20 protein-coding genes are annotated in these 23,602 nt (G+C 70.3%); 4 read left to right on the forward strand and 16 right to left on the reverse strand.

The window, feature by feature from the left end:
- Nucleotides 1–51 precede the first annotated feature (51 nt).
- Nucleotides 52–546 carry an NUDIX domain-containing protein gene (locus tag ACWGJB_RS33755; RefSeq protein WP_453383852.1) on the reverse strand — a complete coding sequence of 165 codons (495 nt, stop codon included), beginning with the start codon at nucleotides 544–546 and terminating at the stop codon, nucleotides 52–54.
- The gene (locus ACWGJB_RS33760) at nucleotides 543–1,646 is read right to left on the reverse strand and encodes an ADP-ribosylglycohydrolase family protein (protein ID WP_453383853.1); all 1,104 of its coding nucleotides are present in this window, start codon (nucleotides 1,644–1,646) and stop codon (nucleotides 543–545) included. The genes ACWGJB_RS33755 and ACWGJB_RS33760 overlap by 4 nt, the downstream gene beginning before the upstream one ends.
- Nucleotides 1,647–1,805: 159 nt before the next feature.
- Here ACWGJB_RS33760 and ACWGJB_RS33765 point away from each other — a divergent pair, with 159 nt between their 5' ends.
- Nucleotides 1,806–2,924, forward strand: coding sequence for a glycerate kinase (locus tag ACWGJB_RS33765; RefSeq protein WP_453383959.1), 1,119 nt, complete (start codon nucleotides 1,806–1,808; stop codon nucleotides 2,922–2,924).
- 7 nt (nucleotides 2,925–2,931) lie between these two features.
- On the opposite strand, the gene ACWGJB_RS33770 is transcribed toward ACWGJB_RS33765, so the two are convergent.
- The 10 genes from ACWGJB_RS33770 to ACWGJB_RS33815 all read right to left on the reverse strand — a co-directional run bounded on the left by ACWGJB_RS33770 (nucleotide 2,932) and on the right by ACWGJB_RS33815 (nucleotide 15,572).
- The gene (locus ACWGJB_RS33770; protein ID WP_453383854.1) at nucleotides 2,932–4,158 is read right to left on the reverse strand and encodes an alpha/beta fold hydrolase; all 1,227 of its coding nucleotides are present in this window, start codon (nucleotides 4,156–4,158) and stop codon (nucleotides 2,932–2,934) included.
- Nucleotides 4,159–4,390: 232 nt separating this feature from the next.
- Nucleotides 4,391–5,215, reverse strand: a complete 825-nt coding sequence (pssA, locus tag ACWGJB_RS33775) for a CDP-diacylglycerol--serine O-phosphatidyltransferase (protein ID WP_453383960.1) — start codon at nucleotides 5,213–5,215, stop codon at nucleotides 4,391–4,393.
- 22 nt (nucleotides 5,216–5,237) lie between these two features.
- Nucleotides 5,238–5,894, reverse strand: a complete 657-nt coding sequence (locus tag ACWGJB_RS33780; RefSeq protein WP_365684803.1) for a phosphatidylserine decarboxylase — start codon at nucleotides 5,892–5,894, stop codon at nucleotides 5,238–5,240.
- Nucleotides 5,895–6,063: 169 nt separating this feature from the next.
- Complete coding sequence (locus tag ACWGJB_RS33785; RefSeq protein ID WP_453383855.1) at nucleotides 6,064–7,269, reverse strand: acyl-CoA dehydrogenase family protein; 1,206 nt, start codon at nucleotides 7,267–7,269, stop codon at nucleotides 6,064–6,066.
- Between the two features lie 2 nt (nucleotides 7,270–7,271).
- A complete protein-coding gene (locus tag ACWGJB_RS33790; protein ID WP_360474917.1) occupies nucleotides 7,272–7,784 on the reverse strand; it encodes a MaoC family dehydratase in 513 nt (170 codons plus the stop codon).
- Between the two features lie 5 nt (nucleotides 7,785–7,789).
- Nucleotides 7,790–8,755, reverse strand: a complete 966-nt coding sequence (locus ACWGJB_RS33795; RefSeq protein ID WP_099932428.1) for an HpcH/HpaI aldolase/citrate lyase family protein — start codon at nucleotides 8,753–8,755, stop codon at nucleotides 7,790–7,792.
- Nucleotides 8,752–10,824, reverse strand: coding sequence for a protein meaA (locus ACWGJB_RS33800; protein WP_453383856.1), 2,073 nt, complete (start codon nucleotides 10,822–10,824; stop codon nucleotides 8,752–8,754). The genes ACWGJB_RS33795 and ACWGJB_RS33800 overlap by 4 nt, the downstream gene beginning before the upstream one ends.
- A gap of 17 nt (nucleotides 10,825–10,841) precedes the next feature.
- A complete protein-coding gene (gene ccrA / locus ACWGJB_RS33805; protein WP_453383857.1) occupies nucleotides 10,842–12,185 on the reverse strand; it encodes a crotonyl-CoA carboxylase/reductase in 1,344 nt (447 codons plus the stop codon).
- A gap of 608 nt (nucleotides 12,186–12,793) precedes the next feature.
- Complete coding sequence (locus ACWGJB_RS33810) at nucleotides 12,794–13,624, reverse strand: TetR family transcriptional regulator (protein WP_453383858.1); 831 nt, start codon at nucleotides 13,622–13,624, stop codon at nucleotides 12,794–12,796.
- A 142-nt stretch (nucleotides 13,625–13,766) separates the two neighbouring features.
- On the reverse strand, nucleotides 13,767–15,572 hold the full coding sequence (locus ACWGJB_RS33815) for a 3-hydroxyacyl-CoA dehydrogenase family protein (protein ID WP_453383859.1): 1,806 nt from the start codon (nucleotides 15,570–15,572) through the stop codon (nucleotides 13,767–13,769).
- 389 nt (nucleotides 15,573–15,961) lie between these two features.
- Between ACWGJB_RS33815 and ACWGJB_RS33820 the strand changes: the two genes are divergently transcribed.
- Complete coding sequence (locus tag ACWGJB_RS33820) at nucleotides 15,962–16,537, forward strand: adenylosuccinate lyase (protein ID WP_453383860.1); 576 nt, start codon at nucleotides 15,962–15,964, stop codon at nucleotides 16,535–16,537.
- On the opposite strand, the gene ACWGJB_RS33825 is transcribed toward ACWGJB_RS33820, so the two are convergent.
- The 4 genes from ACWGJB_RS33825 to ACWGJB_RS33840 all read right to left on the reverse strand — a co-directional run bounded on the left by ACWGJB_RS33825 (nucleotide 16,524) and on the right by ACWGJB_RS33840 (nucleotide 20,335).
- On the reverse strand, nucleotides 16,524–17,057 hold the full coding sequence (locus tag ACWGJB_RS33825; RefSeq protein WP_453383861.1) for an N-acetyltransferase family protein: 534 nt from the start codon (nucleotides 17,055–17,057) through the stop codon (nucleotides 16,524–16,526). The genes ACWGJB_RS33820 and ACWGJB_RS33825 overlap by 14 nt on opposite strands.
- Before the next feature lie 46 nt (nucleotides 17,058–17,103).
- Nucleotides 17,104–17,502, reverse strand: a complete 399-nt coding sequence (locus ACWGJB_RS33830) for a RidA family protein (protein ID WP_453383862.1) — start codon at nucleotides 17,500–17,502, stop codon at nucleotides 17,104–17,106.
- 56 nt (nucleotides 17,503–17,558) lie between these two features.
- A complete protein-coding gene (locus tag ACWGJB_RS33835) occupies nucleotides 17,559–19,127 on the reverse strand; it encodes an alpha/beta hydrolase (RefSeq protein ID WP_453383863.1) in 1,569 nt (522 codons plus the stop codon).
- Nucleotides 19,128–19,294: 167 nt separating this feature from the next.
- Nucleotides 19,295–20,335: an Rv2578c family radical SAM protein gene (locus tag ACWGJB_RS33840; RefSeq protein WP_453383864.1), complete on the reverse strand. Its 1,041-nt coding sequence runs from the start codon at nucleotides 20,333–20,335 to the stop codon at nucleotides 19,295–19,297.
- Between the two features lie 180 nt (nucleotides 20,336–20,515).
- On the opposite strand from ACWGJB_RS33840, the gene ACWGJB_RS33845 reads away from it, so the two are divergent.
- Together ACWGJB_RS33845 and ACWGJB_RS33850 are read left to right on the forward strand one after the other, a co-directional pair.
- Nucleotides 20,516–20,959, forward strand: coding sequence for an SRPBCC family protein (locus ACWGJB_RS33845; protein ID WP_453383865.1), 444 nt, complete (start codon nucleotides 20,516–20,518; stop codon nucleotides 20,957–20,959).
- Between the two features lie 181 nt (nucleotides 20,960–21,140).
- Entirely contained in the window at nucleotides 21,141–23,567 is a 2,427-nt protein-coding gene (locus ACWGJB_RS33850) for an MFS transporter (protein WP_453383866.1), read from the forward strand.
- The last annotated feature ends 35 nt before the right edge of the window (nucleotides 23,568–23,602 follow it).

Consider the following 23,602-nt stretch of genomic DNA (forward strand, 5'->3'; position numbering starts at 1 on the left):
GGTAGGGCGGGCCCGGTGGGGGCGGCGAACGGATATTGCCCGCCCCCGGGATCACCCCGCGCGGTCGCCGTTCTCCAGTTCCGCCGTGCCCGTGCCCTCGTCCAGTACGTCCAGCGCGGCCAGCACGCGGCGGCCCAGCGAGCCCGGCAGATACGTGGGGAGCTCGGCGCGCGGGACCAGCCGCCAGGAGAGCAGTTCCTCCTCCTGGAGCCGGATCGCCCCGAGGTCGGCGTCGGTGACGGCACCGCCGTCGTACAGATAGGCGACGATCGGCGGCCGGCCGGGGCCGTGCACCCAGTCCACCGCGAGCAGCCGGCCCATCTCCCGGTCCAGGCCGATCTCCTCCAGGGTCTCCCGGCGGGCGCCCTGGCGCGGGGTCTCCCCGTCGTCGGACTCGACGGTCCCGCCGGGCAGCGCCCAGCCCTCCCGGTAGTTGGGCTCGACGAGCAGCACCCGTCCTTCGGCGTCCCGGAAGAGCGCGGCCGCCCCGGCGAGGATCCGGGGGAGGCTCGCGATGTACGCGGCGTAGTCGTCAGTCGTGGTCACCCAGGAAGGGTAACCAGCGCGGGCTCGGGGCCCGTCCGGGCGAGCCGTACGGTGCGCTCCGCCAGGTCGCTGATGCGGGCCCCGTCGAAGCCGAAGACCGCGCTGCGGACCGTGTCCTCCAGCGGGTCCTTCCACTGGTCCGGGATGGCCGCCGCGCCGGTCAGCACCCCGGCCACCGAGCCCGCCGTCGCGCCGTTGGAGTCGGTGTCCAGCCCGCCGCGCACGGTGAGGGTGACGGTCCGGGTGAAGTCGCCGTCGCCGTAGAGCAGCCCCGCGGTGAGCACGGCCACGTTCGGGACGGTGTGGATCCAGCCGAGGCCCGCGGTCTCCCCGGACACGGTGGCGAGGGTGTCCTCCCAGCTCAGCCGGGTCTCGTGCAGGGCGACGACCCGGCGTACGGTCCGCGCGAGGCGGCAGCTCGCCGGTACGACGGTGAGCGCGCTGTCGATCGCCTGCCGTACGGTCGGCGCGGTGAACGCCGCCGAGATCAGTGCGGCGGCCCACATGGCGCCGTAGACCCCGTTCCCCGCATGGGAGAGCACCGCGTCCCGGCGGGCCAGGGCGGCGGCCCGGTGCGGGGCGTCCGGGCAGGTCCAGCCGAAGATGTCGGCGCGGATCAGGGCACCGATCCACTCCTGGTAGGGGTTGTGGTAGGTGGCGGTGAGGGGCGGTTTGAGGCCGTCCGCGAGGTTGCGGTAGGCGGCCCGTTCCGCCGTGAAGGTCTGGAGGTACGGCAGCCGCAGCAGCCACAGCTCGCCGACCTGCTCGGTGCTGAAACCGAAGCCGTGGGTCTCCAGGAGGTCCAGGCCGAGGATCGCGTAGTCGACGTCGTCGTCACGGCAGCTGCCGTGGATCCGGCCGCGCACGCACCGGCGCCACTCGGGGCGCAGCGCGAGCGCGTCGCTCTCGTCGGCGGGCTCGGGGAGGTAGTCGGTGAGCGGCAGGGCGGCGGCCCGCCGCAGATAGCCGTCGATGCGTTCCCTGGTCCACACGTCGCCCCGCTCGACCGGTTTGCCGAGCATGTTGCCCGCGATCCGGCCGAGCCAGCCGCCGAGCACGCGGTCGGCGAGGTCCGGACCGGCGGTGCCGTCGTTGCCCATGGCTGTGGTCTACCCGATTTCCCAGATGGCTCCCAGGCCTTTCCCAGGCTTCGGTCGGGGAATGACGGCGAGGGTGTCCTCCGGTTAAGGTCACAGCGGCGCGACTGGCCTTGACATGCGCGAGGCCCGGAGAGCAAGGGGATACAGGTGACACAGCGCGTGCTCATCGCCGCGGACAAGTTCAAGGGCTCGCTGACGGCCGTGGAGGTCGCCGAGCGGGTCACTGCGGGGCTCCGGCGGGTCGTGCCCGGCCTGGAGGTGGCGGCGCTGCCCGTCGCGGACGGCGGGGACGGCACGGTGGCCGCGGCGGTCGCCGCCGGTTTCGAACGCCACGAAAGACTGGTCGCCGGGCCGCTGGGGCAGGAGGTCGGCGCCGCGTTCGCGCTGCGCGGCGACACCGCGGTGGTGGAGATGGCCGAGGCGAGCGGACTGCAACGGCTGCCGGCCGGTGTCTTCGCGCCCCTGACGGCCTCCACGTACGGCTCGGGAGAGCTGCTGCGGGCCGCCCTGGACGCGGGCGCCCGCACGATCGTCTTCGGTGTCGGAGGCAGCGCTACGACCGACGGTGGCGCCGGCATGCTGTCGGCGCTCGGGGCGCGGTTCCTGGACGAGGACGGCGAACCGGTACCGCCGGGCGGCGGCGGCCTCGCCGATGTGGCCCGCGCGGACCTGTCCGGCCTGGATCCGCGCCTGTCCTCGGTAGACCTGGTTCTCGCCAGCGACGTCGACAACCCGCTGACCGGCCCCAAGGGCGCACCGGCCGTGTACGGCCCGCAGAAGGGCGCATCGCCGGACGACGTGGAGGTCCTGGACGCCGCTCTCGCCCACTTCACGAAGGTCCTGGAGACCGAGGTCGGCCCGCGCGCGGCGGAGTACGCCGTGGCGCCGGGCGCCGGGGCCGCCGGTGGCATCGGATACGGCGCGCTGCTGCTCGGCGCCCGCTTCCGCCCCGGCATCGAGGTCATGCTCGACGTCCTCGGCTTCGCGCCCGCCGTGGAGCGGGCGTCGCTGGTCATCACCGGCGAGGGCTCGCTGGACGAGCAGACGCTGCACGGGAAGGCGCCGGCGGGGGTGGCCGCGGCCGCGCGTGCCGCCGGCAAGGAGGTCGTGGCGGTGTGCGGGCGCCTGGCGCTGCCGCCGGCGGAGCTGGGGCGGGCCGGGTTCCGCCGCGCCTACCCGCTGACCGGGGTCGAGCCGGACGTGGTGAAGTGCATCGCCGACGCGGGGCCGATCCTGGAGCGGGTCGCCGAGCAGATCGCGCGGGACTTTCTCTGCTGAGGGCGGCCTAGATCGGCGTCAGGACGCCCGTCGAGTCACGGTAGTAACTGCCACTCGTGAGGTCCCACACCTTGTGCTTGTTGTGGAGCCACTGGAACGCGATGTCGTGCACGATCTCGGCGGGGCGCTCCCAGACCACGGAGTGTCCCGCACCCTCCAGCTCGAACATCAGCTTCTCGGGCCCGCCGATGGCCTTGTAGAGAGCCGGCACGGAGAAGCGCAGCGGCGGGGGAACGGGGACGTTCGGCGCGGTGTTGGCCGTCTTGTCCAGCTCTCCGTAGACGATGGCGACGGGAACCCGGTCACCGAGGACGTAGTTGCCCAGCGCGTCCTGGTAGGGCACCGTCTCGTTGGTCCAGCCCCAGAAGTAGGAGTTCCGGAACCGGTGGATGCCCTCGTACACGCCGGGTGACAGCTCCCGGCCCCATGTGCTGCCCACGGGGTCGTTCGCCATCATGGCGGCCCACGCCTTGTCCTCCATGCCGGGCTCCCGTTGGGGTGGGTCGCCCTGCTCGCGGGTCCATGCGTCCACGAAGCCCTTCTTGTCGCTGACGAACATGGGGAAGCCGTACAGGGTGGGCGGTTCGGAGACCGGCAGCGAGGTGCCCGCCGGAATGGCGAAGGGGTCCGCGGGGTCGCCCGACCACCGCCCTGCAGGCGGGAAGACGGGGGCGAGCAGGAACAGGCTCTTGACGTCCTCGGGGTGCTGCAGGGTGTACGGACCCATGGACGGTGCCGCGGCGGACCAGCCGATGAAGTCCATGGGCTTGTCCCTGCCGGGCAGCGACCTGATGAAGTCGACCACGGTGGCCAGCTCCGCGCATTCGCTCTCCGTGTTGCCCAGCTGGTGCGGGTACAGAGGCGGGCCGGTGTACGGGGGCGACAGCGGATTGGGCGACAGGACGCTGCGCTGCGTGGGGTTGGCGTTGCGGGGCTCGTCCATCTTCGGGCGGGGCGACCGTCCGTTGCCCTGCAGGTCCATCAGGAAGACGTCGTAGTGGTGTTTGGCCAGGTCCTGTGCCCAGTTGTAGTCGATGGTGGACCCGGGAACCGTGAGGTCGTACCCGGCGAGAACCGGCACGCTCCGGCCGTGGAGCATCAGCACCACCTCGTGCGGCTGGTTGCCCTTGGTGCCGTCGTACTCCCGGACGAAGAGGTTCACGGTGTCGCCCTCGTTGGCCGGAAGCTTCGACACGTGCGGGACCGAGTAGTCCTTGGGCGTGGGTGCAGCCATGGTTGTCCTCCGATCCGTAAGAGGGGAGTAATCCCCATCCCCGAATAGGGGGAAATCCCCGTAAAATTCAGCCCTATTTCCACCGTCCTCCCCTGTCTCGCCCTGCGCAACTCGGCCTCGGTCAGGGGTGGTTGACCCGTCAAAGGCCAACGCTGTACGCCCTTGAACGCGAAACGGGTGTGGCCCGAGCCTCGAAGGACTCGGGCCACACCCGTCAGCGGTGCGACGAGGTTCAGGGCAGCTGTGCCGCCCGCGCCTCGCGCCTGTTGTCGCGGATGTTGTTCACCCGGCGGGCCGTGGCGAACAGGGGGATCACCGCGCCCATCACCAGCTGCAGCGCACAGCCGGTCTGGAGCAGGAGCTGGCCGCCGGGGGCGTCGAAGGCCCAGGCCGCCAGGAGCCCCATCGAGAGGACGATCCAGGCCAGCATCGCCCCGGCGAGACGCCCGCGCGGCTTCGGGTACTCGACCCGGCTCACCATCAGCCAGGCCGTACCGAGGATCGCAAGGAGCGTCGCGAAGAAGGGCAGCTCCAGGAGCACGATCGAGACGACCGTGAGCGCACCGAACGGCGACGGCATGCCCTGGAACATGCCGTTCGGCGGGGTCACGCAGCTGAAGCGGGCCAGCCGCAGCACCACCGCCAGCAGCACGACCACCGCTCCGACCGCGGCCACCTTCTGGTACGCGTCGTCGGCCACCATGCCGTAGACGAGCACGAAGTACGCGGGGGCCAGGCCGAAGCTGACCAGGTCCGAGAGGTTGTCCAGCTCGGCGCCCATGGGGGAGGAGCGCAGCTTGCGCGCCACAAGGCCGTCGAACAGGTCGAAGACCGCCGCGCAGAGCATGAGGATGACCGCGGTGGCGGCACTGTGCCGAGCCATGCCCGCCGACTGGTCGTCCCCGGTGAGGTGCGGGATCAGGATGCCGGTGGTGGTGAAGTACACCGCCATGAAGCCGCACGTGGCGTTGCCCAGCGTGAGGGTGTCCGCTATCGAGAGGCGGAGAGAGAGCGGCATCTCCTCCTCGTCGTCGCCGGCCTCGTCGGCCTCGGGCACCCAGCCCGCCTGGGTCTCCGGATCAATCACGGTCAATGCGAGTCACCCCAGCCACGGTCTTCTGCCCGACCTCGACCGCGACCTCCACGCCCTCGGGCAGGTAGATGTCGACGCGCGAGCCGAAGCGGATCAGACCGATGCGGTCGCCCTGCTCGACCTTCGTGCCCTGCGGGACGTAGGGCACGATGCGACGGGCCACCGCGCCGGCGATCTGGATCATCTCGATGTCGCCGAGTTCGGTGTCGAAATGCCAGACTACGCGCTCGTTGTTCTCGCTCTCCTTGTTGAAGGCGGGAACGAAGCCACCGGGGATGTGCTCCACCGACGTCACGGTGCCGGACAGCGGCGCCCGGTTGACGTGGACGTTGAGCGGGCTCATGAAGATCGCGACGCGGGTGCGGCCGTCCTTCCACGGCATGATGCTCTGCACCACACCGTCGGCGGGGGAGATGACACGGCCCTGGGCGATCTCACGCTCGGGGTCGCGGAAGAACCACAGCATGCCCGCGGCGAGCGCGGTGGCGGGCACGGCGACGGCCTTCGCGGCGCCGGAGCGACGGGCGCGCAGGAGGCTGACGGCTGCGGTGGCGACGGTCGGGAGAAGCCACGGCGATGCTCCGCGCGCGAGGCGTACGCCGGCCAGGCTGTCTCGATGTGCAGAGGTTTGGCTGTGGGGCATGGATGACCTTCGTAGCGGATGATGCCGCGCGGGAAATGGGGACGGCGGCTTTCCGGGATGGTACCGGTCGTGGGCTACAACTGGGCAAGCCAGGAAGCCGAGTCGGCGGCCGAAGACCGCTGACGGGGTGTGATCTTCTTCTCGAAGAAAACACCCCGTACCCGGACAATCAGCCCTGGAATCGATACTCTTCGAGCAACCTTCGCCCGATGATCATTTTCTGGATCTCGGCGGTACCCTCGCCGATCAGCAACATCGGCGCCTCACGGTAGAGACGTTCGATCTCGTACTCCTTGGAGAATCCGTAGCCGCCGTGGATCCGGAAGGCGTCCTCCACGACCTCCTTGCAGTACTCGGAGGCGAGGTACTTCGCCATCCCGGCCTCAAGGTCGTTTCGTTCCCCGGAGTCCTTTTTGCGTGCGGCGTTGACCATCATGGCATGTGCGGCCTCGACCTTGGTGGCCATCTCCGCGAGCTTGAACTGGATGGCCTGGTGCTGGGCGATCGGCTTGCCGAAAGTGTGACGCTGCTGGGCGTAACGGACACCCAGTTCGAACGCACGCTGCGCGACACCGCAGCCACGCGCCGCCACGTTGACGCGGCCGACCTCGACTCCGTCCATCATTTGGTAAAAACCTCGGCCGGTGACCCCGCCGAGCACCCGATTGGCGGGAATCCGGAGCCCGTCCATGATCATCTCGGTGGTGTCGACGCCCTTGTAGCCCATCTTGTCGATCTTGCCCGGGATGGTGAGGCCGGGGCGGACCTCTCCGAAGCCGGGCTCCTTCTCGATCAGGAAGGTCGACATCGACTTGTGGGGCGCGGTGCCCTCCGGGTGGCCTTCGTCACTTCGGACGAGTACGGCCACGAGGGACGAGGTGCCGCCGTTCGTCAGCCACATCTTCTGGCCGTTCAGGACGTACTCGTCGCCGTCCTTCACCGCCTTCGAGGTGATCGCCGACACGTCCGAGCCCAGGCCCGGCTCCGACATCGAGAACGCGCCCCGGATGTCGCCGGCCGCCATGCGCGGCAGGAAGTGGTCCTTCTGCTCCTGCGTGCCGTGCTGCTTGAGCATGTACGCCACGATGAAGTGCGTGTTGATGATCCCGGAGACGGACATCCAGCCCCGGGCGATCTCCTCGACGCACAGCGCGTACGTCAGGAGGGACTCGCCCAGGCCGCCGTACTCCTCGGGGATCATCAGGCCGAACAGGCCGAGCTCCTTGAGGCCGTCGACGATCTGCTGCGGGTACTCGTCGCGGTGCTCCAGCTCGGTGGCGACCGGGATGATCTCCTTGTCCACGAAGTCGCGGACGGTGGAGAGGATCTCCTGCTGGACGTCGGTCAGACCGGCGGTCTGGGCGAGACGGGCCATGGCTACTTCTCCTGCTCCCTGAGCTCCGGGCGGCCCGGCTGCTCGCCGCCGCGCTCCTTGATGTACGTCTCGGTCGGCACCATCACCTTGCGGCGGAAGATGCACACCAGCGTGCCGTCCTGCTTGTAGCCCTTGGTCTCGACGTAGACGATGCCGCGGTCGTTCTTCGACTTGGAGGGCCACTTGTCGAGCACGGTCGTCTGGCCGTAGATCGTGTCGCCGTGGAAGGTCGGCGCCACGTGCTTGAGCGACTCGATCTCCAGGTTGGCGATCGCCTTGCCCGAGATGTCCGGCACGGACATGCCCAGCAGCAGCGAGTAGATGTAGTTCCCGACCACCACGTTCTTGCCGAAGTCCGTCGTCTTCTCGGCGTAGTTCGTGTCCATGTGGAGCGGGTGGTGGTTCATGGTGAGGAGACAGAACAGGTGGTCGTCGTACTCGGTGACCGTTTTTCCGGGCCAGTGCTTGTACGTCGCCCCGACCTCGAACTCCTCGTACGTGCGTCCGAACTGCATCGCGCTCAGGCCTCCGGGATCTCGAACTTCGACGTGCGCTGCATGCCCGCGGCCCGGCCCTTGCCGGAGATGACCAGGGCCATCTTGCGGCTGGCCTCGTCGATCATCTCGTCGCCGAGCATCGCGGAGCCCTTCTTGCCGCCCGCCTCGGACGTGTAGTAGTCGTACGCGTCCAGGATCAGCTCGGCGTGGTCGTAGTCCTCCTGGGACGGCGAGAAGATCTCGTTGGACGCCTCGACCTGGCCCGGGTGCAGCACCCACTTGCCGTCGAAACCGAGGGCCGCGGCGCGCTGCGCGACCTCGCGGTAGCCGTCGATGTTGCGGATCTGGAGGTAGGGGCCGTCGATCGCCTGGAGGTTGTTGGCGCGGGCGGCCATCAGGATCTTCATCAGGATGTAGTGGTAGGCGTCCGCCGGGTAGCCGGGCGGCTGCTCGCCCACGACCAGTGACTTCATGTTGATGGACGCCATGAAGTCGGCCGGGCCGAAGATGATGGTCTCGACACGCTGGGACGCGGTGGCGATCTCGTTGACGTTGTTGAGGCCCTGCGCGTTCTCGATCTGCGCCTCGATGCCGATCTTGCCGACCTCGAAGCCCATGGTCTTCTCGATCTGGGTGAGGAGCAGGTCCAGCGCGACGACCTGCTGGGCCGTCTGCACCTTCGGCAGCATGATGCAGTCGAGGTTCTGGCCGGCGCCCTCGACGACCGTGACGACATCGCGGTACGTCCACTCGGTCGTCCAGTCGTTGACGCGTACCACCCGCGTCTTGCCCGTCCAGTCACCCTCGTTGAGGAACTTCACGATGGTGTGCCGCGCCTCGGGCTTGGCGAGCGGCGCGCACGCGTCCTCCAGGTCCAGGAAGACCTGGTCCGCCGGGAGACCCTGGGCCTTCTCCAGGAAGCGGGGGTTCGAGCCGGGCACGGCCAGGCAGGAGCGCCGCGGGCGGAGCCGGTTGACGGGCGTGGTCATGCGGGGACCTCCAGGGGGTCGAGCTTGTTCGCTTTCCGGATCTCGTCGACGATGCGGCCGATGATTCCGGTGATGTCGAAGTCCTTCGGGGTGAAGACCGCGGCCACTCCGGCTTCCCTGAGCTGCTCGGCGTCACCATTCGGGATGATGCCACCGGCGATGACGGGTATATCTGTGGCACCGGCCACACGGAGTCGTTCCAGGACGTCCGGGACCAGCTGGGCGTGTGATCCGGACAGGATCGACAGGCCCACCGCGTGCACGTCCTCGGCGAGGGCCGCGTCCACGATCTGCTCGGGTGTCAGCCGGATGCCCTGGTACACCACTTCGAAGCCGGCGTCCCGGGCGCGCACGGCGATCTGCTCGGCGCCGTTGGAGTGCCCGTCAAGACCCGGCTTGCCCACCAGGAACCTCAGCTTGCCGCTGCCCAGGTCGCGGGCGGTGGCATCCACCTTCGCCCGCACCTCGGCCAGCGCCGAGCCCGCCTCGACGGGGACCGCGACGGGAGCGGACGAGACCCCGGTGGGTGCCCGGAACTCGCCGAACACCTCCCGCAGCGCGCCCGCCCACTCGCCGGTCGTGACCCCGGCGCGGGCGCACTCCAGGGTGGCCTCCATGAGGTTGCCGGTGCCCTTGGCGGCCTCCTTCAGCCGCTCCAGCGCCTTGCAGGGGCGCGGGTGGTTGAACGGCGGCTGGTACCGCGTGTCGCGCCAGCGGCCGATCGCTTCCACCACCCGGGCCTCGACCGCCGGGTCGACCGTCTGGATCGCGGTGTCCAGGTCGGCCGTGAGCGGGTTGGGCTCGGTCGTCTCGAAGATGTTGACGCCGACGATCTTCTCCCGCCCGGACTCGATCCGGCCCCGGCGCTCCGCGTGCGAGGCGACCAGCTGCGACTTCAGATAGCCGGACTCGACGGCGGCCATCGCGCCGCCCATCTCCTGGATCCGGTCGATCTCGGCCAGCGAGTCCTCGACCAGCTGGGCGACCTTCGCCTCGATGACGTGCGAGCCCTCGAAGATGTCCTCGTACTCCAGCAGGTCGCTCTCGTGGGCGAGCACCTGCTGGATACGCAGCGACCACTGCTGGTCCCAGGGCCGGGGCAGGCCGAGGGCCTCGTTCCACGCGGGCAGCTGGACGGCACGCGCGCGGGCGTCCTTCGAGAGCGTCACGGCGAGCATCTCGAGGACGATCCGCTGGACGTTGTTCTCCGGCTGCGCCTCGGTCAGACCCAGCGAGTTGACCTGGACGCCGTACCGGAAACGGCGCTGCTTGGGGTCCTCGATGCCGTACCGCTCACGGGTGACCTTGTCCCAGATGCGGCCGAACGCGCGCATCTTGCACATCTCCTCGACGAAGCGGACGCCCGCGTTCACGAAGAAGGAGATCCGCGCGACCACATCGCCCATCCGCTCCTGCGGCACCTGGCCGGAGTCACGGACGGCGTCCAGGACCGCGACGGCCGTGGACATCGCGTACGCGATCTCCTGGACCGGCGTGGCGCCCGCCTCCTGCAGGTGGTAGCTGCAGATGTTGATCGGGTTCCACTTCGGCATGTGGGAGACCGTGTAGGCGATCATGTCCGTCGTCAGCCGGAGGCTCGGCCCCGGCGGGAAGACGTGCGTCCCCCGGGACAGGTACTCCTTGACGATGTCGTTCTGGGTCGTGCCCTGGAGCTTGGTGATGTCGGCGCCCTGCTCCTCGGCGACGACCTGGTAGAGCGCCAGCAGCCACATGGCGGTGGCGTTGATCGTCATTGAGGTGTTCATCTGCTCCAGGGGGATGTCCTGGAACAGCCGGCGCATGTCACCGAGGTGCGAGACGGGTACGCCCACCCGGCCGACCTCGCCGCGGGCGAGGATGTGGTCGGGGTCGTAGCCGGTCTGCGTCGGCAGGTCGAACGCCACCGACAGGCCGGTCTGGCCCTTGTCGAGGTTGCGCCGGTACAGCTCGTTGGACGCCTCGGCCGTGGAGTGCCCGGCATACGTGCGCATGAGCCACGGCCGGTCCTTCTCCCTCGGCGCCTGCGGCACGGAAGCCCGCCCGCCGTCGGCGATCTGACGCTCAGTCATCTATGACCTCGGGTGTCTCAGACGTTGCGGAAGCGGTTGATGGCGTCGAGGTGCTTGGCGCGCATCTCCTCGTCGCGCACGCCCAGGCCCTCCTCGGGGGCCAGGCACAGGACGCCGACCTTGCCCTGGTGCAGGTTGCGGTGCACGTCGTAGGCGGCCTGGCCGGTCTCCTCCAGGGAGTAGACCTTCGACAGCGTGGGGTGGATCTTGCCCTTCGCGATCAGCCGGTTGGCCTCCCAGGCCTCGCGGTAGTTGGCGAAGTGCGAGCCGATGATCCGCTTCAGGGACATCCACAGGTAGCGGTTGTCGTACTCGTGGTTGTAGCCCGAGGTGGAGGCGCAGGTGACGATCGTGCCGCCCTTGCGGGTGACGTAGACCGAGGCGCCGAAGGTCTCGCGGCCCGGGTGCTCGAAGACGATGTCGACGTCCTCGCCGCCGGTCAGCTCACGGATGCGCTTGCCGAAGCGCTTCCACTCCTTCGGGTCCTGCTCGTGCTCGTTCTTCCAGAACTTGTAGTCCTCGGCGTTGCGGTCGATGATCGCCTCGGCGCCCATGGACCGGCAGATCTCCGCCTTCTGGGGGCTGCTCACCACGCAGATCGGGTTGGCCCCGCCGGCCAGCGCGAACTGGGTGGCGTAGGAGCCGAGTCCGCCGCTCGCGCCCCAGATGAGCACGTTGTCGCCCTGCTTCATGCCGGCGCCGTTGCGGGAGACCAGCTGCCGGTAGGCGGTGGAGTTGACCAGACCCGGGGCGGCGGCCTCCTCCCAGCTGAGGTGGTTCGGCTTCGGCATCAGCTGGTTGGACTTGACCAGCGCGATCTCGGCGAGGCCGCCGAAGTTGGTCTCGAAGCCCCAGATGCGCTGCTCGGGGTCGAGCATGGTGTCGTTGTGGCCGTCGGACGACTCCAGCTCCACGCTCAGGCAGTGCGCGACGACCTCGTCGCCGGGCTTCCAGGCGTTGACGCCCGGGCCGGTGCGCAGGACGACGCCCGCGAGGTCGGAGCCGATGATGTGGTACGGCAGGTCGTGCCGCTTGGTCAGCTCACTGAGCCGGCCGTACCGCTCCAGGAAGCCGAAGGTGGACAGCGGCTCGAAGATCGACGTCCAGACCGAGTTGTAGTTGACGCTCGATGCCATGACGGCGACCAGGGCCTCGCCCGGGCCCAGCTCGGGCAGGGCCACCTCGTCGAGGTGGGTGGACTTGCGCGGGTCCTTGTCGCGGGTCTCCAGGCCCGCGAACATCTCCGTCTCGTCCTTGTGCACGGTGATCGCGCGGTACGACTCGGGCAGCGGCAGGGCGGCGAAGTCGGCCGGCGTCGAGTCCGGCGACTGGATCGCGTCGAGAATGGCCTGAGTGGTCACGGTGTTGCCTCCGGCGGTCTGCGCCCCTTGAGGGAAGGGGTGCTGAGGGTTACGTCGGTGCTGCTGAGGGTTTTGGGAAGGTGCCGTCGGTTCGGCGTGGGTGGTGCTTCGGCAGCGCTTTGTGGCGCGGGAGGTTGCCTGTGACGCAGGCGTCCGGCGGGCGGGCTGGTGGGCTCGCCGGGACAGGCCGGACACCCATCAACGTATGACACCGCGTGTCAGGTGGCAAGGCACTGAGTGCCAGAACTTGCTCTCAGATGAAATCTTTACGTAACAAATGAGCGATGATCGATCAAAGCTACTGGCCGGTAGGGTAAGGTGTCCGGACTTGCGGAAGTCGTCCGGATGTCAGAGCGGGTCCGCCGCCCGGTTCGAACAGTGACCCGGCACGCAGTGCCATCGCGTGCGGGAGCTGGAACCGGCCCTCGGGGCCGAACGGGTGACGGGGAACTCCCCGGAACCGGCGGCGGGATTCTCACCGAGCAGGCACTGACGCGCCCCGAGAGGGGCGCGGGGCTGTGTCGATCTGCGGCTCCGCCGCGTGGGCGCGACCAGCCACAACGATGCCGCACCCGCGAGACGACGCATCGCGGCACCCCTATAGGTGCTCAGCGCTCCTTGAGCGCCTGCTCGATCGTGCGCATGACCTCGTCCAGCGGCGCGTCCGTCCTGGCCACCGTCACCAGCACCTCGCCCTGCGAGGCCACGGTGGCCGGCGTGGTGGACCGGGGCGGGGTCTCCCGGCCCGCTCCGATGCCCGTCCCGAACGTCTTGCGCACGATCGCGAAGGCGTGGTCCAGCTGTGACTCCACATCCCCCTGCCCGCCGGCTCGCAGCCAGCGCCGCAGCACGTGGTTGTGGGCGGTGACCACCGCCGACGCGGCGACCTCGGCCAGCAGCGGGTCGTCGTTCGCGTCGTCCGCGTGCGCGTGCTCGTCGAAGTGGCCGAGGAGGTAGCGGGTGAAGAGACGCTCGTAGCGGGCCACCGAGGCGATCTCGGCCTCGCGGAGGGTGGGTACCTCGCGGGTGAGCTTGTAGCGGGCGACCGAGATGTCCGGCCGGGCCGCGTACATCTTCATGACTTCCTTGATGCCGCGGCACACGGTGTCGAGCGGGTGCTCGTGCGCCGGGGCCGCGTTGAGCACGGCCTCCGCACGGATCAGCGTGTCGTCGTGGTCCGGGAAGATCGCCTCTTCCTTGGAGCGGAAGTGGCGGAAGAAGGTGCGGCGGGCAACCCCGGCCGCGGCCGCGATCTCGTCGACGGTGGTCGCCTCGTACCCCTTGGTCGCGAACAGCTCCATCGCGGCGGCCGCCAGTTCTCGGCGCATCTTGAGCCGCTGGGCGGCCGCGCGACTGCCCGCGGCACTTTCCGGCGCGTCGGACGTGGCTGGTGTACGTGAGGACCTGGCGGGCTGGGGCATGCCCCGAACGTACTGCATGTGCGCAGCTTGATGGGCGTGACCGGGGTTTCCCCCGCCCGTGAAGGGCGGGGGAGGGCTGTGCCGGGCGGGCGGGGGACCGCCGCCCGGGTCGAGCAGCCCGCCCCAGTCCCGTTCGTCCCGGTACCCGTCGCCGAGGCCCTCAGCGGCGGGCATATTCGCGGAAGCCACGGCCGGTCTTGCGGCCGAGGCAGCCCGCGGCCACCAGGTGCTCGAGGAGTGGCGCGGGCGCCAGCCCCGGATCGCGGAACTCCCGGTGCAGGACCTTTTCGATCGCGAGCGACACGTCCAGGCCGACCACGTCCAGCAGCTCGAACGGGCCCATCGGGTAGCCGCCGCCGAGCTTCATCGCCGCGTCGATGTCGTCCAGCGAGGCGTAGTGCTCCTCGACCATCTTGATCGCGTTGTTGAGGTACGGGAACAGCAGCGCGTTCACGATGAATCCGGCCCGGTCACCGCAGTCGACGGCGTGCTTCCTGATGTTCGCGCAGACCTCGCGGACGGTCGCGTGGACGTCCTCGCCGGTCAGCACGGTACGGACGACCTCGACCAGCTTCATGGCCGGCGCCGGGTTGAAGAAGTGCATGCCGATCACGTCCTGCGGACGCGAGGTGGCCCGGGCGCAGGCCACGACCGGCAGCGAGGAGGTCGTGGTGGCCAGGACCGCGCCGGGCTTGCAGACCTTGTCCAGCGTGGCGAACAGCTGCTGCTTGATCTCCAGGTCCTCGGCGACCGCCTCGACGGCCAGGTCGACGTCGGCGAAGGCGTCGTAGGAACCCGCGGCGCTGATCAGATCCAGGGTCTGTGCGGCGGCCTCGGCGGTCATCCGCCCCTTGCCGACCGAGCGGTCCAGGGACTTGCCGATGCGGGCCTTGGCGGCCTGCGCCTTCTCCTCGCTGCGGGCGGCCAGGACGACCTGGTAGCCGGCCTTGGCGAAGACCTCGGCGATGCCGGAGGCCATGGTGCCGGAGCCGGCCACCCCGACCGAGCGGACCGGGCGGCCCTGGGTGAGGGCGGAGCCGTCCAGCGGGGTCAGCGCGTCCCGGACGACCGTGGCGCTGCCCGGGGCCTCGTAGGTGTAGAAACCGCGCCCGGACTTGCGGCCGGTCAGGCCCGCCTCGCTGAGCTGCTTGAGGACGGGGGCCGGGGCGTGCAGCCGGTCGCGGGACTCGGCGTACATGGCCTCCAGGACCGTCCGCGCGGTGTCGATGCCGATCAGGTCGAGCAGGGCGAGCGGGCCCATCGGCAGGCCGCAGCCGAGCCGCATGGCCGCGTCGATGTCCTCACGGGAGGCGTACTTCGCCTCGTACATCGCGGCGGCCTGGTTGAGGTAACCGAACAGCAGCCCGTCCGCGACGAACCCGGGGCGGTCGCCGACCGCGACCGGTTCCTTGCCCAGTTCCAGCGCGAGGTCGGTGACCGCGGCGACCGCGCTCGGGGCGGTGAGCACCGAGGAGACGACCTCGACCAGCTTCATCGCCGGGGCCGGGTTGAAGAAGTGCAGGCCGAGGACGCGCTCGGGACGCGCCGAGTCGGCGGCCAGCCGGGTCACGGAGAGCGCGTTGGTACCGGTGGCCAGGATGGTCTCGGGGCGGACGATGCCGTCCAGTTCGCGGAAGATCTGGTGCTTGATGTCGTACGACTCCGGAACCACCTCGATGACGAGGTCGGCGTCGGCCGCGGCCGTCAGGTCGGTGCCGGTGCGGACCCGGGCGAGGACGTCGATGCGCTCCTGCTCGGTCAGTCTGCCGCGGGTCACGGCACGGGCCGTGGAGGCCTCCAGGGCGGCGAGGGAGCCGGTGGCCTGGGCCTCGCTGACGTCGATGCCGATCACCTCGCGGCCGGCCCTCGCGAGGACCTCGGTGATACCGGTGCCCATGGTGCCGAGGCCGATCACGGCGACGGTCCTGAGCGGGGACAGGGAGGGGTCGGACTGGGGAGTGGCCATCGCGGGACTCCAGGAATGAGGGTGACGACTGGAAACGCCCCCGGGTGCGCCGAAGGGGCGCACCGGGTGCGGAGAGAGCTGCATGAGCTGCGTGAATGCGGGTGTTGCCGGGCTACTGGCGCACACGCCCGGTGCCGTCGCCGCAGGCGTGCACACGCCTGGGAGCGGCTGATCCCGACCGGCCCTGTCCCGGAGCCGAGTCGTACGTACGGTACGAGGTACCGAACCGACCTGATGCTCACCACGGCTGCGTCACCAAACCGGAATGAGCGTGAGTGCGAGTGGGTGACTCGCTCGATTGAGCTTAACCGGCGGGTAACGAGCGCGCCAGCCCCCCGACTTTGTGATGTACGTCCCTCCGCTCCCGCAACCCCTCTACGCTGGGCTTCGTGGACGAAGAGTTGCGATCGCTCACGGAGCGTCTGCGCCAGGAATCGCAGGGCACGGCCGCCTACGACCGGCTTCTGGCGACCGAGGACCCCGACGAGCTGGCAGAGGTGCTCACCGCCGTCGGACAGCCCCTGTGGGCCAGGGAGTTGGCGGCGTACCGCCTGGGGACGGCCGGCGACCGGCGCGCCTTCGAGACCCTGGTCCTCCTCCTGAACCACCGCGACCCACCCCGCTGCGCCTCCGCCGCGCACGCCCTCGCCCGCCTCCAGGACCCGCGCACCGCCCGCGCGGCCGCCGCCCTCGCCACCAACGAACTCCGGGTCGCCTACGCCCTGCACCCGGTCCGTCTCCTGGTCGTACTCCGCGCCCCGGAGTCCGTGCCGGCCCTCATCACCACCCTGGAGCGCCGGCTGCGCCCCCACGACCCCTACCGCAAGGTCGCCCTCGCCTGTGTGGAGGGCCTGGGCGCCCTGGGCGACACCCGCGCCCGCCGCGTCCTGAGCGAGGCACTGGCCCACCCCACCCTCGCCGAGGCCGCGGTCCAGGCCCTGTCCCACATCCCTAGGCCGAGGTGAGGTCGCGGTCCCTGACGTACCGCACCTCGGGCACGGGCACCCCGTCGACCTCGTACGGCTCCTCGGCGCCGTCGGGCCGGAAGCCCGCCGTCTCGTAGAACCGCCGGGCGCGCGCGTTCCCCTTCAGTACCCACAGGTACACGCGCGCGTACCGGGCGCACTGCTTGAGCACCGTCTCCAGCAGCCGCCGCCCGGCCCCGGTGCCGACGTGGGCCGGGTCGAGGTAGATCGCGTACAACTCGGCGTCCCCGGTGCGTACTTCCCCGTCCCGGTACGGTCCGTGCGCCGCCCAGCCGACTATCTCGCCGCCCCGCTCGGCGACCAGGTCCGTCACCCCGTCCTCGCCGTCCCGGAACCGGGCCCGTCGCCGCTCGGCGTCCCGCTCGACACTGAGTCCGTCCAGGAACGGCTGCGGCATGAGCCCCCGGTAGGCGTACTGCCAGCCCCGGACGCGTATCTCCGAGACCCGGTCGCAGTCGTCGAGGGCCATCGGTCGGATGCGGAGGGAGTCGTCGGTCATGACGGCACCCTAGGAAGCGGACGGGCCCGGCCGCCGGGTGTTTCGCTCAGTCCGCCACCACCGCGAAGGCCTCGATCTCCATCAGGAACTGGGGCGCGACGAGTGCGGCCACCTGGATCGCGGACGACGCCGGGAGGCGGTCGTCGGGTATGTGGGCGGCGCGCGCTTCGCGTACGGCCGGCATATGGGCCATGTCCGTGACGAAGTAGGTGAGCTTGACGACGTCGTCGAAGCCGGCGCCGGCCGCCGCCAGGCAGCGGCTCAGGTTCTCGAAGACCTGGCGGGCCTGGGCGGCCGGGTCGCCCTCGCCGACGAGCCTGCCGTTCTCGTCCAGCGGCAGCTGGCCGGAGACGGCGACGAACCGGCCGGTGGCCGCCACCACATGGCTGTACTGGGCGGCCGGGGCGACGCCGTCGGGGGCGGTGATGCGGGTCGGGTCAGTCATGCGTCCATGGTGGACCATGGGTCCGACAACGCCCCCGACGGTTGGTCGGGACCGGTTCAGCCGCGGAACCCCAGCAGCCCGTGCAGGGTCGAGCCGCGGGACGACGTGGACGCCGCCTTGGTGCTCAGGGGCTTCGGGTCCGGGGTCTTCCGGCAGACCGCGTCGGCGGTGCCGTCGCCGTGCGGGACCCTGCCGTCGGTCAGGTAGACGGCGAGGTAGTCGTCCAGGCAGCTGTTGCCGCTCAGCGTGATGCCGTGGTTGCCGCCGCCCTGTTCGACGACCAGGCTGGAGCCGGCCAGCAGCCGGTGGGCCGTGACGCCGCCCTGGTAGGGCGTGGCCGCGTCGTCCGTGGCCTGGAAGAGAAGGGTCGGCGGGAGCTTGCCGTTGGCGATGTTCGGCGGCTTCAGGGCGGACGTCGGCCAGGAGGTGCACGCCGCGTTGTACCAGGCGTTGTTCCAGACCATGAACGGTGCCTTCTCGTAGGCCGCCCAGTTGTCCTTGCGCCACTGGTTCCAGTCCCGCGGCCAGGAGGTGTCCCGGCACTGGACGGCCGCGTAGACGCTGTAGCCGTTCTGGCCCGAGGTGTCGACGGCCGCGAAGTTCTGGTACGCCTCGACCAGCGCCGCCGTCTTCTTGCCGTTGACGTAGGCCGAGAACGCCTCCGCCAGGTAGGGCCAGTAGCCGTTGTAGTAGCCGCCCGGGATGAAGGTGTCCTCCAGCTCGGCGGCGCCCACCTTGCCGCCCGCCGGCTTCTTCGCCAGCGCCGCCCGCATGGCGTACCACCTGGCCTCGACCTGCTTCGGGTCGGTGCCGAGCTTGTAGGTGGAGTCGTACTTCGCGATCCACGCCATCAGGGCGCGGTGGCGGTCGTTGAACGCGTAGTCCTGGCCGAGGTTGTCGTCGTACCAGACACCCGCCGGGTCCACGATCGAGTCGAGGACCAGGCGGTGGATCCGCTCCGGGTGCAGCTTCGCGTAGACGGCGCCCAGGTAGGTGCCGTACGAGTAGCCGAAGTAGCTGATCCGGGCGGCGCCGAGGGCTTGGCGGATGGAGTCCATGTCCTGTGCGGCGCTGACCGTGTCGAGGTACGGCAGCAGGTCGGCGTACTTCTTGCCGCAGGCCGCCGCGAACGACTGCACGCGCTTGAGGTTCGCCTGTTCCAAGGCGGGCGTGGCCGGTACCGAGTCGGGGCGCACCGGGTCGAAGTAGCCGGGCGCGCAGTCGATCGCCGGAGTGCTCTTGCCCACGCCACGCGGGTCGAAGCCGATGACGTCGTACTGGGCCGCCACCTTCTTCGGCAGCGTGGAGGCGACGAAGCCCGCGAGGCTCAGCCCGCTGCCGCCGGGGCCGCCGGGGTTGACCAGCAGCGGGCCCTGGTACGTGGAGGCGGTGTGCGGGACGCGGGAGAGGGCGAGCGTGACCTGCCTGCCGCCCGGGTTCCGGTGGTCGAGAGGCGCCTTGACGGTGCCGCACTGCAGCGTCGGATAGTCGGTGGTGCCGCACTTCTTCCAGGTCACCGAGGGCGCCTGGACGGCGGTTCGGGCGGTGGCGCTCGCGGGCAGGGCGGTGAACGACCCGGCCACGACGGCGGCGGCGGCGCACAGCACGGCTGCGCGTGTTCGCATGAGGTCCTCCCAGGACGGAGGTGGCGCGGACCGCACGGGTCACGGTCCTCGCCGCATCGTCCCGGGAACAGCGCCCGGAAGAACCTGATCTGACGATTATTGACCCAATTGGGCCGAGAGTTGCCCTCGAACGCTCCCGGCTGGGAACGCCTCGGTCGCGAACGCTCTCAGAGCAGGGTGAGTTGCGTCGGCTCCGGCAGTGCGGGCTCCTCCTCCGCCGTCGGTACCGGCATCCGGCGGGGGGTGCCGGCGCGGTTCGGCCCGATGCCGTACTCCTCGGCCAGCTCGTGCACCTGACGGGTGATCCGGCGCTGGTACCACTTGGGCGCGTAGGCGCCCTCCGCGTACAGCCGCTCGTAGCGCCGGACGAGGTGCGGGTGGTGGGCCGCGAGCCAGCTCATGAACCACTCGCGGGCGCCGGGGCGCAGATGCAGCACCAGGGGCGTCACGGAGGTGGCCCCGGCCGCCGCGATCGCCCGCACGGTGGCCCGCAGTTGGGCCGGGTGGTCGCCCAGGAAGGGGATCACGGGCGCCATCAGGACCCCGCACCCGATGCCGGCCTCGGCGAGGGCCCGCACCACGTCCAGGCGGCGCTCGGGGGCCGGGGTGCCCGGCTCCACGGTGCGCCACAGCTCGGGGTCGACGAAGCCGACCGAGACCGAGATACCGACGTCCGTGACCTCGGCCGCGCGTCGCAGCAGGTCGAGGTCGCGCAGGATCAGCGTGCCCTTGGTGAGGATCGAGAAGGGGTTCGCGTGGTCGGCGAGGGCGGAGATGATCCCCGGCATCAGCCGGTAGCGGCCCTCCGCGCGCTGGTAGCAGTCGACGTTGGTGCCCATCGCGATGTGGTCGCCCAGCCAGCGCCGTGAGCCCAGCTGGCGGCGGAGCAGATCGGGGGCGTTCACCTTGACCACGATCTGGGTGTCGAAGCCGATCCCGGTGTCGAGGTCCAGGTAGCTGTGCGTCTTGCGGGCGAAGCAGTACACGCACGCGTGCGTGCAGCCCCGGTACGGGTTCACCGTCCATTCGAACGGCATCCGTGAGGCGCCCGGCACCCGGTTGATGATCGACCGTGCCCGCACCTCGTGGAACGTGACCCCCCGGAACTCGGGGGAGTCGAAGGTGCGGGTCGTCACCGCGTCCGCGCCGAACAGCGCTGTGTCGGCCCGGCCGTGTTCGGCCTCCTCGGTGAGGTTCTCCCAGCGCATGACGCCTCCTCGGTAGCACTGCCTCCAGAATAGAACATCTGTTCCCATGATCGTGCGAACGATCTGTGGAGACCGCGCGCACACCGTTTCCGACCGCTTCCGGCACCCCGATTTGGGCGGCCGGGCGCCGGGGTGGTTGGCTTGCCCAAACCCCGAGAACTCAGGTGCTGGAGGAAGTCAATGGCGCAGGTCGAGGCCACTACGGAGCGGGTCGTCGCGGCGGACGCGGAGACGGTGTTCGACGCGCTCGCCGACTACAGCGGCACGCGTGCGAAGCTGCTGCCCCAGCACTTCAGCGAGTACGAGGTGCGCGAGGGCGGCGACGGCGAGGGCACCCTGGTGCACTGGAAGCTCCAGGCCACCAGCAAGCGCGTCCGCGACTGCCTCCTGGAGGTCAGCGAGCCCACCGACGGCGAGCTGGTCGAGAAGGACCGCAACTCCTCCATGGTCACCACCTGGCGCGTCACCCCGGCCGGCGAGGGCAGCTCCAGGGTCGTGGTCCACACCGCCTGGCAGGGGGCCGGCGGTATCGGCGGCTTCTTCGAGAAGACCTTCGCCCCCAAGGGCCTCGGCCGGATCTACGACGAGGTGCTCGACAAGCTCGCCGCCGAGGTGGAGAAGTAGTCCCGATCCCGCGGCGGTAGGTAACCGCCGGATGAACGGGGGGCGTTGAACCCCCTCACCGGTTCGAGTGGATCTCCGGCCCGACCGGTCTCGTGCCGTAACTCGTCGTGCTTGCCCACAGTTGTCGCCCTACGGGACATAAGGCGGCAACTGTGCGCAGGCGCGACGAGGGGAGCGGTACGTGGGGACGACTCTGGTGCAGTACGAGGAGCCGGCCGCGGCACCTGCCGACGTCCCCGTGCCCGAACCCGCCCCGGCCTCCGAACTCGGGCCGCGCCGCACCCGGTTGGTGTTCTGCGGGCTGATGCTCGCCCTGCTCCTGGCCGCCCTGGACCAGATGATCGTCGCCACCGCGCTCCCGAGGATCGTCGGCGAGCTGCACGGCCTGGACCGGATGTCCTGGGCGATCACCGCCTACCTGCTCACCTCCACCATCGGCCTCCCGGTCTACGGCAAGCTCGGCGACCTCATCGGCCGCAAGAGCGTCTTCCAGTTCGCGATCCTGGTCTTCGTCGTCGGCTCCGCGCTGGCCGGACGGGCGCAGAGCATGGACCAGCTGATCGCCTACCGCGCGGTGCAGGGCGTCGGCGCCGGCGGGCTGATGATCGGTGTCCAGGCGATCATCGCCGACATCGTGCCGCCCCGGCAGCGCGGTCGCTTCATGGGCCTGATCGGTGCCGCCTTCGGCCTCGCCTCCGTCGCCGGGCCGCTGCTCGGCGGCTACTTCACCGACCACCTCTCCTGGCGCTGGTGCTTCTACGTCAACGTGCCCTTCGGCCTGGTCACCCTGGCCGTCGTCACGGCCGTACTGAAGCTGCCGAAGCCCCGGGCCCGGGCCCGTTTCGACGTCCTGGGCGCCCTGTTGCTGGCCGCCGCCTCCACCTGCATCGTTCTGCTGACCAGTTGGGGTGGCACGGAGTACGAGTGGGGCTCGCGTGTCATCCTCGGGCTCGGCGCCGGTGCCGTGGTCGCCACCGTGCTGTTCCTGATCGTCGAGCACCACGCGGTCGAACCCATCATCCCGCCGCGGCTGTTCCGGGACTCCGTCTTCAACGTGACCGGACTCGTCGGACTGGTCGTCGGCGTCGCGCTGTTCGGCGCCGCCAGCTACCTGCCGACCTTCCTGCAGATGGTCGACGGCGCCTCGGCCACCGAGTCCGGGCTGCTGATGCTGCCGATGATGGGCGGGATCGTCGGAGCCTCGATCGTCTCCGGGCAGCTCATCAGCCACACCGGGCACTACCGGATCTACCCGGTGCTCGGCGGCGGGCTGTCGGTGGTCGGCATGTGGCTGCTTTCCCGGCTCGAAGTCGACACCCCGCGCTGGCAGTACAGCATCTGGATGGCCGTGCTCGGCGCCGGCATCGGCATGGTGATGCCGGTGCTCGTCCTCGCCGTGCAGAACTCCGTACGGCCCGCCGACCTCGGCACCGCCACCAGCGCCAACAACTACTTCCGGCAGATCGGCGGCAGCGTCGGCGCCGCCGTCTTCGGCACCCTCTTCGCCGACCGGCTCACCGACGCCCTGCACAAACGTCTCCCCGCCCACGCCGGCGCCCGGCTGCCCGACCCCGAGTCCCTCACCCCGCAGCTCGTCCACGCGCTGCCCGCGACGCTGCGCGACGCCTACATCCGCGCCTACGCCGACGCGATGCCCAGGATCTTTCTCTACCTGGTCCCGATGCTCGTGCTCGGTCTGCTCATCGCCTGCTTCCTCAAGGAGAAACCGCTGGTGTCCCACCACACCGCCGAAACCGAGTCCGTCCCCGTGAACACCCCGATCCCGCAAGCGCGCCAGCAGCCTTCGGACGGGGGGACCTCCGCCTCGCCACGCTGGCCGTACACCGCTGCCGGGATCCCGGTCTGCGGCACCGTGCAGCACCCCGACGGGACCGTGGTGCCCCGCGCCGCACTCACCCTCATCGACGCGATCGGCCGGCAGATCGGCCGGGGCGCCAGCGGCGATGACGGACGGTACGCCCTGTCCACGCCCGGTTCCGGGTCGTACGTCCTGATCGCCGCCGCCGGCGGCCACCAGCCGCAGGCGGTCACCGTGACCGTCGGCGAGCGGCCCGTCGAACTCGACGTCGTCCTCGGCGGCGCCGGACGCCTCGCGGGCACCGTCCGTACCGCCGACGGCACGCCCGTCCGCGACGCCACCGTCACGCTCACCAACGTGCAGGGCGAGGTCGTCTCCAGCACCCGCAGCGGACGCGAGGGCGGCTATGTCATCACCGAGCTGGTGGCCGGCGAGTACACCCTCGCCGCCAGTGCCCCCGCCTTCCGCCCGGCCGCCCTCCCGGTCACCGTGCAGGCATCGCGGGAGACCCGGCAGGACGTCGAACTCGCGGGCGGCGCCGTGCTGAAAGGCACCGTCCGGGCCGGGGGCGGGCGGCCCGTCGAGGACGCGCGCGTGACCCTCCTCGACGCCGCCGGGAACGTCGTGGACACCCTCACCACCGGCGCCGACGGAACGTTCCGGTTCGTCGACCTCTCCTCCGGCGAGTACACCGTCATCGCCGCCGGTTACCCGCCGGTCGCCACGGTGCTCCAGGTCGCGGGCGGCGGCCGCACCGAACGCGATCTCCAACTGGGGCACGAGGACTGAGCGGACGGGGCGCGAGGACCGGCCGAGCCGGGCGC

The organism is Streptomyces sp. NPDC054813 (assembly GCF_053611365.1).